This window comes from Herbaspirillum sp. SJZ099 (genome assembly GCF_007828355.1).
GTDB lineage: Bacteria > Pseudomonadota > Gammaproteobacteria > Burkholderiales > Burkholderiaceae_D > Herbaspirillum.
Genome location: NZ_VIUO01000006.1, coordinates 13043 through 26562, shown reverse-complemented (window position 1 = coordinate 26562; position 13520 = coordinate 13043). Strand labels below are relative to the sequence as shown.

The window sequence follows — 13520 nt, the reverse complement described above, 5'->3', positions numbered from 1 at the left end:
TGCCGAGGCGAAAACACTGTTGATGAACGATAGATGAAAATACACCCTGCGCACCATCCCATTCCGACCTTTTCCCGTCGCCTGATCGCAGCCGCCGCATTCGCCCTGTGCTCCAGCCAAGCCATGGCTGTGACGCCGTTCGTGGTCAAGGACATCCGTGTCGAGGGTATCCAGCGTACCGAGGCCGGCACCGTCTTCAGCTACCTGCCGGTGCGCGTGGGCGACACCTTCACCGATGAAAAGGGCACGGCGGCGATCAAGGCGCTGTACGCCACCGGTTTCTTCCGCGACGTGCGCATCGAATCCGAAGGCGATGTGCTGGTGGTGCAGGTGGTCGAGCGCCCGGCGATTGCCAGCGTCGACTTCTCCGGCATCAAGGAATTCGACAAGGAACAGCTGACCAAGGCGCTGAAGGAAATCGGCGTGGCCGAGTCCCGCATTTTCGACCGCTCCCAGGTCGACCGCGCCGAGCAGGAACTCAAGCGCCAATACCTGTCGCGCGGCCTGTACGGCGCCAAGGTCTCGACCACCGTGACCCCGGTCGAGCGCAACCGCGTGGCGATCAGCTTCACGGTGGATGAAGGCGAAGTCTCGCGCATCAAGCAGATCAATTTCGTCGGCAACAAGGTGTTTTCCGACGGCACGCTGCGCGACCAGATCAAGCTGACCACGCCGGGCTGGTTCACCTGGTACACCAAGGCCGACCAGTATTCCAAGGAAAAGCTGCAGGGCGACATCGAAACCCTGCGCTCGTACTATCTGGACCGCGGCTACCTGGAAATGCAAGTCGAATCCACCCAGGTATCGATCACGCCGGACAAGAAAGACATCTACATCACCGTCAACATCAAGGAAGGCGAGAAGTACACCGTCTCCGATATCAAGCTCGAAGGCGAGATGTTCGGGATGGAACAGGAGCTGACCTCGCTGGTGCAGTTGAAGAAGGGCGACATCTATTCCGGCTCCAAGCTGACCGACAGCACCAAGAAGATCGGCGAGCGCCTGGGCAACTTCGGTTACGCCTTCGCCAACGTCAACGCCAACCCGAATGTCGACCGCGAAAAGAAGGAAGTGGCCTTCACCATCATGGTCGATCCGGGCAAGCGCGTGTATGTGCGCCACGTCAACATCGCCGGCAATACCAAGACCCGCGATGAAGTCATCCGCCGCGAATTCCGCCAGTTCGAGGATTCCTGGTACGACGGCGAGAAGATCAAGCTCTCCCGCGACCGCGTGGACCGCCTGGGCTACTTCAAGGAAGTCACGCTTGAAACGCCGGAAGTCCCTGGCACCAGCGACCAGGTCGACGTCAACATGAAGGTGGAAGAAAAGCCGACCGGCAACATCATGCTGGGCGCCGGCTTCTCGCAATCGGACAAGCTCAGCCTGACCGGCTCGATTTCGCAGGAAAACGCCTTCGGCAGCGGCAACACCGTCGGCGTGGAAGTCAATACCAGCTCGCGTTATCGCACGATTTCGGTGTCGACCACCAATCCGTACTTCACCGACGACGGCATCAGCCGCACCTATGAAGTCTATCTGCGTACGATCCGCCCATCGGTGTATGCGACCGGTGATTATCGCGTGAAGACCCTGGGCGGCAGCGTCAAGTTCGGCGTGCCGTTCTCGGAACTGGATCGCGTGTTCTTCGGCGTGGGCATCGAAAATACCGACGTCAGCACCGACACCACCAGCCCCTCGCTATATCGCCAGTATGTGCGCGATTTCGGCGGCGCCGGCGGCGCAGGCTGCGATGTGACCTCGACTAGCAACAATTGCGGCGTCGGCAGCGCCCGCACCACCAGCATCCCGCTGACCATCGCGTGGCAACGCGACGGCCGCGACAGTGCGCTCGTGCCGACCACCGGCCAGTACATGCGCGCCAACATGGAAGTCTCGTACCTGGGCACGCTGAAATACTACCGCGCCAGCTACCAGCACCAGTATTTCCAGCCTTTCTTCAGCAAGGCGGTAACGCTGGCGCTGAACGGTGAACTGGACTACGGCCGCGGCATCGGCAGCAAACCCTACCCGGTGTTCAAGAACTACTATGCCGGCGGCATCGGCACCGTGCGCGGCTATGAAGCCTCCTCGCTGGGCAGCCTGAAGGACCAGTATGGCGACTCGATGGGCGGCGCCTCTCGTTTCTACGCCAATGCGGAGTTACAATTCCCGTTCCCGGGTTCGGGCCAGGATCGTACTTTGCGCTGGTTCACGTTCTTTGACGGCGGCAACGTCTTCGCCGACGGCCAGAACATCAAGTTCAACGACTTGCGCTATTCTGCCGGTGTCGGCATCAGCTGGGTGTCGCCGATCGGCCCCTTGAAACTGAGCTTCGGCAAACCGTTGAACCTGAAGGATGGCGACAAGTCCCAATCCTTCCAGTTCCAACTGGGTACCGGCTTCTGAGTTTGAAGCGGGCATCATTGAATTTTGTAATACGGAGAACAACCTTGAAGTTCATTACCAAATCGTTTCTGTCCCTGCAAGCCATCGTGATGGCTGCCGGCCTGATGAGTGCTTCCGTTGCGTACGCGCAGGAAAGTTCGAAGATCGCCTTTGTCAGCACCGAACGCATCTTCCGCGAAGCCGCGCCGGCCAAGGCTGCGCAAACCAAGCTGGAGCAGGAATTCGCCAAGCGCGACCGCGAACTGCAAGACATGGCCGCACGCCTGAAGGCGCAGTCGGACAAGCTGGACAAGGATGCCTCCGTGCTGTCGGATTCGGATCGCGCCAAGCGCCAGCGCGACCTGTCCGACCTGGACAAGGAATTCCAGCGCAAGCAGCGCGAGTTCCGCGAAGACCTGAACCAGCGCCGCAACGAAGAACTGGCCGTGGTTCTGGAGCGCACCAACAAGGTGATCCGCCAGATCGCCGAAGCTGAAAAGTACGACATCGTCTTCCAGGAAGCCGTGTACGCCAGCAAGCGTATCGACATCACCGACAAAGTGCTGAAAGAACTGGCAAAATAATCCGTTTGCCATGAATGCGGGCGCGAGGGCGGAGACGTCTTCGCGCCCGCATGCCAATTGATGTTCCGTTTGTCCGCGCCAGTTCAATGGCGGACGGCGGCGATCGTGTTTTCCATGCAACGCATATCATTCGGAAGGCCAAGATGAGTATTCGGCTGGAGCAATTGGTCGAGCGCTTGGGCGGGCAGTTGAAGGGCGATGCGGACGTTGAAGTCCTGGGCATCGCACCACTGGACGCCGCCGGCTCCTCCCATATCACGTTCCTTTCCAATCCCAAATTCCGGGCCCAGGCCGAGCAGACGCAGGCTGCCGCGCTGATCCTGTCCGAAGCCGACGATGCCCAAGTCCAGTCCTATGCCGGGGCGCGCATCGTCACGAAGAACCCTTACGCCTATTTCGCCCGCGCGGCGCAGTTGTTCCAGCGCCTGGACGAGGTGGCGCCGCCGGCCGGCATCCATCCCGGCGCAGTGGTCGACCCGGCTGCCAACGTCGCTGCCAGCGCCGTGATCGGTCCGCTGGCCGTGATCGAAGCCGGCGCGGTGATCGGCGAGCGCGCGCGCATCGACGCCGGCAGCTTCATCGGCCGCAACGCCAAAGTCGGCGACGACACGCATTTCCATGCCCGCGCCACGCTGCACCACGCTTGCGAAATCGGCGCGCGCGGCATCGTGCATTCGGGCGCGGTCATCGGCGCCGATGGTTTCGGTTTTGCCAACGAAGCCGGGCAGTGGATCAAGATCCCGCAGGTCGGGCGCGTGATGATCGGCGATGACGTCGAAATCGGCGCCAACACCACCATCGACCGCGGCGCGCTGGCCGACACCGTGATCGAGGAGGGCGTCAAGCTCGACAACCAGATCCAGATCGCACACAACTGCCACATCGGCGCGCATACCGCGATTGCCGCCTGCGCCGGCATCGCCGGCAGCGCCAGGATCGGCAAATATTGCTCGATCGGCGGCGCGGCCATGATCCATGGCCATATCACCATCGTCGACCGGGTGCATGTTTCGGCCGGCACGCTGGCGCTGCGCTCGATCCTGGAGCCGGGGCAATACACCGGCTTCTACCCCATCACCGAACACCGGGATTGGGAAAAATCCGCCGCATTGGTGCGCAATCTGGGCACGATGCGTGAGAAAATCCGGGCGTTGGAGAAAACGCTCAAATCGCTTACAGCCAATTCAGAGAATCAAGAAGAGAATGAATAGCCCCGATATCAAAAAAGTCCTCGATATCAACGAGATCAAACAATACCTGCCGCATCGCTATCCGTTGCTGCTGGTGGACCGCGTGCTGGATTGGGAAAGCGGCAAGACCATTACCGCCATCAAGAACGTGACCGTCAATGAAGAGTTCTTCAACGGCCACTTCCCGCACAAGCCGGTCATGCCCGGCGTGCTGATGATCGAGGCGCTGGCGCAGACCGCCGCGCTGCTGTCCTTCCTGACCGAAGGCCGCAAGCCCGATGAAAATACCGTGGTCTATTTCGTCGGCATCGATAACGCCCGTTTCAAGCGTCCGGTGGAGCCGGGCGACCAGTTGAAGATGCAAGTCGAGATTACCCGCCGTGCGCGCGGCATCTGGAAGTACACGGCGGTTGCCACGGTGGATGGTCAGGTGGCGGTCGAAGCCGACCTGATGTGCACCATGCGCAGCGCCGCCGACGCCAGCCAGAGCGCCTGACCGGGGCCGCCAAACCGCACATGGAGGGCCCGGCCGGCGATCGCATGCGATCCCGCCGGGCCTGATTCATTGGGCATGGCAGGATCGCAAGCCCTCAAGAGAACATCAAGCGAACATCAAGCGAATAACAGGATATGTCGAAGATTCATCCTACCGCAGTGATTGCACCGGGCGCCCAGCTCGATTCCTCGGTCGAGGTCGGCCCGTATGCCGTGATCGGTCCCGATGTGCGCATCGGCGCGGGCACCCGCATCGGCGCCCATGTGGTCATCGAAGGGCATACCACCATCGGCCGCGACAACGAGATTTTCCAGTTCGGCTCCATCGGCGCCGCGCCGCAAGACAAGAAATACGCGGGCGAACCCACCACGGTCGAGATCGGCGACCGCAACACCATCCGCGAATTCGTCACCTTCAACCGCGGCACGGTGCAGGACGCCGGCGCCACCCGCATCGGCAACGACAACTGGATCATGGCCTATGTCCACCTGGCGCATGACTGCCAGCTGGCCAACAACATCATCCTGGCCAACAATGCCACGCTGGCCGGCCATGTCCATCTCGGCGATTACGTGTTCCTGGGCGGTTTCACCACCGTGCACCAGTTCTGCCATATCGGCGCGCATGCGATGACCGCCTTCACCGCCGCCGTCAGCCAGGACGTACCGCCTTTCGTTACCGCCGCGGGCAATCGCGCGGTGCCGGCCGGGATCAACAGCGAAGGCCTCAAGCGGCGCGGTTTCACCAGCGAACAGATCATGGAGATCAAGCGCGCTTACAAGGTGGTTTACCGCTCCAACCTGCCGCTGGAAGAGGCCCGGCAGGAACTGGCGAGCATGGAAGCCAAATCGGCTGCATCGGCCGGGCATATCCGCCTGCTGCGCGAATTCATCGAAGCCTCATCCCGTGGCATCATCCGCTGAACTGACGCGCAAGCAATCGATCGCCCTGGTGGCCGGGGAGAGTTCCGGCGACCTGCTGGGCAGCCGCCTGCTGGCGGGCCTGCGCGAACGCCTGCCGGATGTGCGCTTGCACGGCATCGGCGGCGAACACATGATGGCGCAAGGCTTTACCAGCGACTGGCCGATGGACAAGCTGACCGTGCGCGGCCTGTTCGAAGTCATTCCCCGCTATCGCGAAATCAAGGGCATCCAGCAGGCGCTGCGCGAGCGGTTGCTGGCCGAGCGGCCGGATGTCTTCGTCGGCGTCGATTACCCGGGCTTCAACCTGGGCCTGGAAGAGCAACTGCGCAAGGCGGGCATTCCCACCATCCATTTCATCGGCCCCCAGATCTGGGCCTGGCGCGGCTGGCGCATCAAGAAGATCGCGCGCGCGGTATCGCACATGCTGGTGATCTTTCCTTTCGAGGAAAGCATTTACCGCAACGCAGGCATTCCGGTCACCTATGTCGGACATCCGCTGGCCGAAGTGATCCCGATGCAGCCTGACATGTCGGCGGCGCGGGCGCGGCTGGGACTGAAGCAGGATGCGCGCGTGGTCGCCATCTTGCCGGGCAGCCGCATGGGCGAGTTGAAGCAGAATGGCGACGGTTTCCTGGCGGCGGCGCGTTTGCTGCGGCAACGCGAACCCAGCCTACAGTTCGTCACCCCGATGGCGGGCGAGCGGCAGATGGCTTTCTTCCTGGAACAGATCCGCCTGGGCGGCTATGAAGACCTCGATGTCAAGGTCGTCGCCGGCCAGTCGCATTCGGCCATGGAAGCGGCCGATGCGGTGCTGGTGGCTTCTGGCACGGCATCGCTGGAAGTGGCCCTGTACAAGAAGCCGATGGTGATCTCCTACAAGGTCATGTGGGCCTCGTACCAGATCATGCGCCATATGGGGTATCAGCCATGGGTCGGGCTGCCCAACATCCTGGCGCGCGAGTTCCTGGTGCCGGAGCTGCTGCAGCACGACGCCACGCCGCAAGCGCTGGCCGACGCCATGTGGCGCCAACTGGACGACCATGCGCAGCAGCAACGGCTGGCGCGCCGCTTTACCGACATGCACCATGCGCTGCTGCGCGACACCAGCCGGGAAAGCGCCAATGCCGTGTGTGAAGTGATCGGCGTCCGCGCCAGATAGCAAGGCGGCGCATGCCGCCCCATCGTTTTAAGGAAAGAAGACCATCATGCCCAAAGCGGCGCCCCAGACGTTGTCCCTGTTCGATTACGCCGGCGAGATCATGTGCGGTGTCGACGAGGCTGGCCGCGGCCCGCTGGCCGGGCCGGTGTTCGCGGCCGCCGTGATCCTCGATCCGGCGCGCCCGATCCCGGGATTGCGCGACTCCAAGAAGCTCAGCGAAGCCGCGCGCGACAGCCTGGCGCTGGAGATCAAGGCCAACGCCATCGCCTGGGCCATCGCCTCTTGCAATGAACAGGAAATCGACGAACTCAATATCCTGCACGCCAGCATGCTGGCCATGCGGCGCGCGGTCGAAAGCCTCGCCACCCAGCCCACGCTGGCGCTGATCGACGGCAACCGCTGCCCGGTCATGAGCATCCGCAGCGAAGCCATCGTCAAGGGCGACGACAAGGTGCCGGCGATCTCGGCGGCATCCATCCTCGCCAAGACCGCGCGCGATGCGGCGCTGATGGCGTTGCACGACACCTATCCGCATTACGGCTTCGACCGCCACAAGGGCTATCCGACCGCCTTGCATCTGGAACGCCTGCGCCTGCATGGCGTCTCGCCGGTGCATCGCCGTTCCTATGCCCCGGTCAAGGCCCTGCTGGCGGTGCAAGAGCGCGCGTGAGGCCGATCGCATGAAACTCATCACCTCCAAAGACAACCCGCTGTACAAGGAACTCAAGCAACTGGCTGCCAGCAGCCAGGCGCGGCGCCGCGCCGGACAGACGCTGCTGGACGGCGTGCACCTGGCGCAAGCCTGGCTGCAGCATCGGGGCGCGCCGCAGCTATGCGTGGTGGCGGAAAGCGCCCAGCGGCATCCGGAAGTCGCTCCCATCCTGGCTGAATGCGAACGCAACCGGACGCAATGCCTGGTCCTGAGCGACAACCTCTACGGCGCGCTCAGCCAGGTGGAAAACGGCGTCGGCCTGCTGTTGCTGGTCGCCACGCCGCATCCCGAGGCGCCGCAGGCACTGGAACAGTCGGCCGTGCTGCTGGACGGCCTGCAGGACCCGGGCAACCTCGGCTCGGTGCTGCGCAGTGCCGCGGCGGCCGGCATCGGCCAGGTATTCTGCTCGGCCGGCACCGCCGCGGCATGGTCGCCCAAAGTCCTGCGCGCCGGCATGGGCGCGCACTTCCTGCTGAATATCTACGAGAACGCCGACCTCGAACGTCTGTGCGCCTGCAGCAAGATCCCGGTGCTGGCCACCAGTTCGCATGCGGCCCAGACCATCTACCAGTGCGATCTGGCCGGCGCGGCAGCCTGGCTGTTCGGCCATGAAGGGCAGGGCGTGGCACCGCAGTTGATGGAGATGGCTTCGCAGGAAGTGGCGATTCCGCACCTGGGCCAGATGGAGTCGCTCAATGTAGCGGCGGCCGCCGCCGTGTGCTTCTTCGAGCAAGTGCGCCAACGCCAGGATCGGGGATAAACATGGAGCGGACGCGGCCGGATGACGTCTTCTTGTTGCCGGCGTTCTTTCAGGGAAGCTGGCGCTTGCAGCGCCGCATGCGGGACGACATACAGGCAGTCTCCGGTACCGCGCATGGACGCTGCGTGTTCCATCCCGCAGGCGACGGCATCTTGCAGTATCGCGAAGAGGGGCGTCTGTTGCTCGATGGCGCCGCCGCGCCGCTGGGGTTTCGCAGGGCGTTCCTGTATACCTTTGCCGATGAGGTGGTCAGCGTCGCCTTTGACGATGGCGATCGCATCGGACTGCATTATCAGGCGTATCGCAGGAAGGGCAATGCGCTCGTCCCTGTCGGGCCTCACCAATGTGGGGCCGACGCCTATTCGGCGCATTATCGTTTGCTGGGCGAGAATGAATTCGAGATGGAAACGACGATCGACGGCCCAAGCAAGAAGAGCCGCCTGTACACCCGTTTCACTCGTGAAGAGGCGGCATAGTCGCTCATGCCGCCGATGGCCGATGCAAGTAAGTTCGTTGAGTAAAAATGCCGCCCGGAAATTTCTGGGCGGCATTTTTTCTTGTCGGTTGGGATCATTCCATCAATCCCGTCCCGGGTCAGTAGATCTGTTTGGCCGGCGCATCGGAGTTCAGGTGGCCAGCTGCAATTGCCGCAGCACAGTCGGTGTAGCCTGCGGCATTGACTTTTCCACTGGAGGTGAAGCCGACGTAGAAGTCGGTGCGCCGGCCCATCCTGTCGAGTTCATAGTCGAAGCATTCCGAAGTGCCGTTACGCACCGGCGTGCGCTTCGCCGGTTGGCGAAGATCCAGCATATTCTGCTTGGTGGTATTGGCCCTGAAGGCAGTTGAAGCAACTGGATCCGAGACAAAATTGCCGTGCATTGTCCCGCATCCAGCCAAGGTTGCTGCTGCCAGGGCCAATATCGCGAATCTGTGCATAAAATCTCCAATGACGAGGTGAATGTCGGAGTCTGAAATTGTATGCACGAGAAAATTGCAGTAATTATAAAAGATGGGGATTTTTCAAAAAGATGTCGAGAATCATAAAAAACATTATCGGCGCGAATCCTGTCCTCAGCGCGGTTCAGGCTTGATTTCCTGCAGGATCGTCGCCGCGATCTCTTCGATCGACTTGGCGGTCGACGACATCCAGCGGATGCCTTCGCGGCGCATCATCTTTTCCGCCTCATTGATTTCATAGCGGCAATTTTCCAGGGAAGCGTACTTGCTGCCGGGGCGGCGTTCATTGCGTACCTCGGCCAGGCGTTCCGGGGCGATGGTCAGGCCGAAGATCTTTTTCTTGTGCACCACCAGGCCGCTGGGGAGCTTCTCGCGTTCGAAGTCTTCCGGGATCAGCGGATAGTTGGCTGCCTTGATGCCGAACTGCATCGCCAGGTACAGGCTGGTGGGCGTCTTGCCCGAGCGCGACACGCCCACCAGGACCACATCCGCTTCCGACAGGTTCTTGTTGGACTGGCCGTCATCGTGCGCCAGCGAGAAGTTGATGGCTTCGATGCGGTTCTTGTATTCCTCCGAATCGGCGGTGTTGTGGCTGCGGCCGATGGTGTGGGTGGATTTCAGCCCCAGTTCCTGCTCCAGCGGTTCCACAAAGGTCTGGAACAGGTCCATGTGCATCGCCTTGGCGTTGCGGATCACGGCCGACAGTTCGGACTTCACCAGGGTCGAAAAGACGATCGGCAGCTTGCCGTCGACCTGGGATGCCTCATTGATCTTGCGGGTGGCGTCGTGGGCCTTGTCGACGGTATCGATAAAGGGCAGGCGCACCTGCTTGAAGCGCAGCTCGAACTGGCTCAGTACCGAATGCCCGAGTGTTTCAGCGGTGATCCCGGTGCCGTCGGAAACGAAGAACACGGTGCGGTTGGCGGCAATGGCAGGCGCCGGGCGCGGGAGAGGCATGGGATCGAGCATAATGTTGTCGGAAATAAAGATAAAAAAAGGGCGCTGCAATGAACAAAAATGGTTTCACGCGGTACAATGCCCGGCAACTGATTGAGCAGCCCATCCTGAATGACCATCCATCGCCTGCGTAATTTGACCGAGTATCTTGCGATGTTTGCATTGGCAAACGTCCTCGGCGCATGCGCGCGTTGCTTCCGGTCCCTGGGTTCGTCTCTCATGCCGCCATTGTTGCCGCCGTCGTCGCAGAATAACAAAAATCAACAGACGCATGCTGCGCCCGCGAAGATTTCTTATCATCAAGCTAGGGGTTGTCATGTCCAACGCAGCAAATACCCAGGGGGCTGTATACGTAGCCTCGTTTGAAACTCTTCGCATGACGGACGTCGAGTCCGTCGGCGGCAAAAACGCATCGCTGGGTGAAATGATCAGCCAGCTGGCCGGCGCGGGCGTTCGCGTGCCGGGCGGTTTTGCCACCACTGCGCAAGCCTTCCGCGATTTCCTCGAGCACAGCGCCGACGGTGGCCAGACTCTGGCCGCGCGTATCGCCGCGCGCCTGGAAGGCCTGGATATCGACGACGTGCGCTCGCTGGCGCAAGCCGGCGCCGAGATCCGCCAATGGATCGTCGATACCCCGTTCCAGCCGCGCCTGGACCAGGAAATCCGCGCCTTCTACGATCGCCTGGTGGCTGACTCCACTAGCGAGATGTCGTTCGCCGTGCGTTCTTCCGCCACCGCGGAAGACTTGCCGGACGCCTCCTTTGCCGGCCAGCAGGAGACCTTCCTCAATGTGGTGGGCATCGACAACGTGCTGGAAGCGATGAAGCACGTGTTCGCCTCCCTGTATAACGACCGCGCGATCTCGTACCGCGTGCACAAGGGCTTCACCCACGCCGAAGTGGCCCTGTCGGCCGGCGTGCAGCGCATGGTGCGCTCGGATGTGGGCGCGGCCGGCGTGATGTTCACCATTGATACCGAATCGGGCTTCAAGGATGTGGTTTTCATCACCTCCAGCTATGGCCTGGGCGAAACCGTGGTGCAGGGCGCCGTCAACCCGGACGAATACTACGTCCACAAGCCGATGCTGGAACTGGGCAAGCAGCCGGTGATCCGCCGTAACCTCGGCTCCAAGCTGATCAAGATGGAATTCACCGGCGAAGCCAAGGCCGGCCGCTCGGTCAAGACCGTCGACGTGCCGGTCGAACTGCGCAACCGCTATTCGCTGGACGATGCCGAAGTGGTCGAGCTGGCCAAGTACGCCACCATCATCGAGAAGCACTATGGCCGTCCGATGGACATCGAGTGGGGCAAGGACGGCCGCGACGGCAAGCTGTACATCCTGCAGGCCCGTCCGGAAACCGTGAAGTCGCAGCAAAAGGCGACCGACGCCCAGCAGCGCTTCAAGCTCAAGGGCTCGGGCACGGTGCTGGCGACCGGCCGCGCCATCGGCCAGAAGATCGGCGCCGGTCCGGTGCGCGTGATCAGCGACCCGGCCGAGATGGAACGTGTGCAGCCGGGCGACGTGCTGGTGGCCGACATGACCGACCCCAACTGGGAGCCGGTGATGAAGCGCGCTTCGGCCATCGTCACCAACCGCGGCGGCCGTACCTGCCACGCGGCGATCATCGCCCGTGAACTGGGCGTGCCGGCGGTAGTCGGCTGCGGCGACGCCACCGATGTGTTGAAGGACGGCACGCTGGTGACCGTGTCCTGCGCCGAAGGCGACGAAGGCAAGATCTATGACGGCCTGCTGGAAACCGAAGTCACCGAAGTGGCGCGCGGCGAACTGCCGCCGATCCCGCTGAAGGTAATGATGAACGTGGGTAACCCGCAACTGGCGTTCGACTTCCAGTCGATCCCCAACGGCGGCGTCGGCCTGGCGCGCCTGGAATTCATCATCAACAACAACATCGGCGTGCACCCGAAGGCGATCCTGGAATACCCGAACATCGACGCCGACCTGAAGAAGGCGGTGGAATCGGTGGCGCGCGGCCACGCCTCGCCCCGGGCTTTCTACGTCGACAAGCTGGCCGAAGGCATCGCCACCATCGCCGCGGCGTTCTGGCCCAAGACCGTGATCGTGCGCCTGTCCGACTTCAAGTCGAACGAGTACAAGAAGCTGATCGGCGGTTCGCGCTACGAGCCGGACGAGGAAAACCCGATGCTGGGCTTCCGCGGCGCCGCCCGCTACTTGGCAGCGGATTTTGCCGAAGCGTTCGAAATGGAATGCCAGGCCATGAAGCGCGTGCGTAACGACATGGGCCTGACCAACGTCGAGATCATGGTGCCGTTCGTGCGCACCCTGGGCCAGGCGGAGAAGGTCATCGGCCTGCTCGGCAAGAATGGCTTGAAGCGCGGCGAAAACGGCCTGCGCGTGATCATGATGTGCGAAGTGCCGTCCAACGCCATTTTGGCAGAGCAGTTCCTGGAGCACTTCGACGGCTTCTCGATCGGCTCCAACGACCTGACCCAGCTGACCCTGGGCCTGGACCGCGACTCCGGCATGGAGTTGCTGGCGGCCGATTTCGACGAGCGCGACCCGGCGCTGCAGGCGCTGCTGACCAAGGTGATCTCGACTTGCCGCGCCAAGGGCAAGTACGTCGGCATCTGCGGCCAGGGTCCTTCGGACCATCCGGACTTTGCGCAATGGCTGATGGACCAGGGCATCGAGTCGATCTCGCTGAACCCGGACACGGTCATCGACACCTGGCAGGCGCTGGCCGGCAAGAAGTAAGCGTATTGCGCATCATCGCCGGCGGCGTCGGGCGCCGCCGGCAGGCGCACAATACGAGATAGACGTGAAGCAAATTCGAAGGCGCGGACAGAAATGTCCGCGTCTTTGTTTTTGCGCGCATTATTGTGGGGTAGACTGATGCCGCCCTTGTCGGAGGGAAAACCGACGCATCTTCATGGAGGAAACGCACATGACCGACTGGGCCATCTGGTTCGTGGCAGCGGGCGCACTGATCGCCGCCGAACTGTTCTCCGGGACCTTTTATCTGCTGATGATCGCGCTCGGCCTGGTTGCCGGCGGCCTGGTCGCGCTGGGCGGCGCGCTGCTCGAATGGCAGTTGCTGGCCGCCGCCGCGGTCGGCATTGCCGCAATGCTGCTGTTGCGCCGCAGCCGTTTCGGCCGCTCGCGCAAGCGCAACGCCAATGCCGACCCCAACGTCATCCTCGACATCGGCCAGACCGTGGAAGTGGCCGCCTGGGATGCGCAGGGCGATCTCCATGTGGCGCGCGTGCCTTACCGCGGCGCCCAATGGGATGTCGAGCTGGAAACCGGGCACCATCCTTTGCCCGGCGCATATGTCATCCGCGAAATCCGTGGCAGCCGGCTCATCGTCGCGCCGCGCTGATCCATCTTTTAGTTTAGTCTTCAGAACCTAAGGAG

The 13520-nt window shown here is 62.2% G+C and carries 13 protein-coding genes; 11 read left to right on the top strand and 2 right to left on the bottom strand.

Going from position 1 to position 13520, the window contains the following annotated elements; genetic code table 11:
- Positions 1–33 precede the first annotated feature (33 nt).
- From bamA to FB597_RS13860, 9 genes are all read left to right on the top strand, one after another.
- Positions 34–2409: an outer membrane protein assembly factor BamA gene (gene bamA, locus FB597_RS13900; RefSeq protein ID WP_141915321.1), complete on the top strand. Its 2376-nt coding sequence runs from the start codon at positions 34–36 to the stop codon at positions 2407–2409.
- Between the two features lie 89 nt (positions 2410–2498).
- On the top strand, positions 2499–2972 hold the full coding sequence (locus FB597_RS13895; protein ID WP_255464044.1) for an OmpH family outer membrane protein: 474 nt from the start codon (positions 2499–2501) through the stop codon (positions 2970–2972).
- Between the two features lie 143 nt (positions 2973–3115).
- A complete protein-coding gene (gene lpxD / locus FB597_RS13890; protein ID WP_144769862.1) occupies positions 3116–4183 on the top strand; it encodes a UDP-3-O-(3-hydroxymyristoyl)glucosamine N-acyltransferase in 1068 nt (355 codons plus the stop codon).
- Complete coding sequence (gene fabZ, locus FB597_RS13885) at positions 4176–4658, top strand: 3-hydroxyacyl-ACP dehydratase FabZ (protein WP_141915313.1); 483 nt, start codon at positions 4176–4178, stop codon at positions 4656–4658. Before lpxD ends, fabZ begins: the two co-directional genes overlap by 8 nt.
- Before the next feature lie 134 nt (positions 4659–4792).
- On the top strand, positions 4793–5581 hold the full coding sequence (lpxA, locus tag FB597_RS13880; RefSeq protein ID WP_141915311.1) for an acyl-ACP--UDP-N-acetylglucosamine O-acyltransferase: 789 nt from the start codon (positions 4793–4795) through the stop codon (positions 5579–5581).
- Positions 5565–6740, top strand: a complete 1176-nt coding sequence (lpxB, locus tag FB597_RS13875) for a lipid-A-disaccharide synthase (protein WP_144769861.1) — start codon at positions 5565–5567, stop codon at positions 6738–6740. Before lpxA ends, lpxB begins: the two co-directional genes overlap by 17 nt.
- Positions 6741–6786: 46 nt before the next feature.
- Positions 6787–7410 carry a ribonuclease HII gene (gene rnhB / locus FB597_RS13870; protein WP_144769860.1) on the top strand — a complete coding sequence of 208 codons (624 nt, stop codon included), beginning with the start codon at positions 6787–6789 and terminating at the stop codon, positions 7408–7410.
- Positions 7411–7420: 10 nt separating this feature from the next.
- Entirely contained in the window at positions 7421–8212 is a 792-nt protein-coding gene (locus tag FB597_RS13865) for an RNA methyltransferase (protein ID WP_144769859.1), read from the top strand.
- Between the two features lie 2 nt (positions 8213–8214).
- A complete protein-coding gene (locus tag FB597_RS13860; protein WP_141915301.1) occupies positions 8215–8688 on the top strand; it encodes a DUF6314 family protein in 474 nt (157 codons plus the stop codon).
- A gap of 118 nt (positions 8689–8806) precedes the next feature.
- On the opposite strand, the gene FB597_RS13855 is transcribed toward FB597_RS13860, so the two are convergent.
- Complete coding sequence (locus FB597_RS13855; RefSeq protein ID WP_144769858.1) at positions 8807–9148, bottom strand: hypothetical protein; 342 nt, start codon at positions 9146–9148, stop codon at positions 8807–8809.
- A 135-nt stretch (positions 9149–9283) separates the two neighbouring features.
- Positions 9284–10138: a pyruvate, water dikinase regulatory protein gene (locus FB597_RS13850; RefSeq protein ID WP_141915296.1), complete on the bottom strand. Its 855-nt coding sequence runs from the start codon at positions 10136–10138 to the stop codon at positions 9284–9286.
- 364 nt (positions 10139–10502) lie between these two features.
- On the opposite strand from FB597_RS13850, the gene ppsA reads away from it, so the two are divergent.
- A complete protein-coding gene (ppsA, locus tag FB597_RS13840) occupies positions 10503–12860 on the top strand; it encodes a phosphoenolpyruvate synthase (protein WP_255517177.1) in 2358 nt (785 codons plus the stop codon).
- Positions 12861–13050: 190 nt separating this feature from the next.
- Positions 13051–13485, top strand: coding sequence for an NfeD family protein (locus FB597_RS13835; protein WP_141915291.1), 435 nt, complete (start codon positions 13051–13053; stop codon positions 13483–13485).
- The last annotated feature ends 35 nt before the right edge of the window (positions 13486–13520 follow it).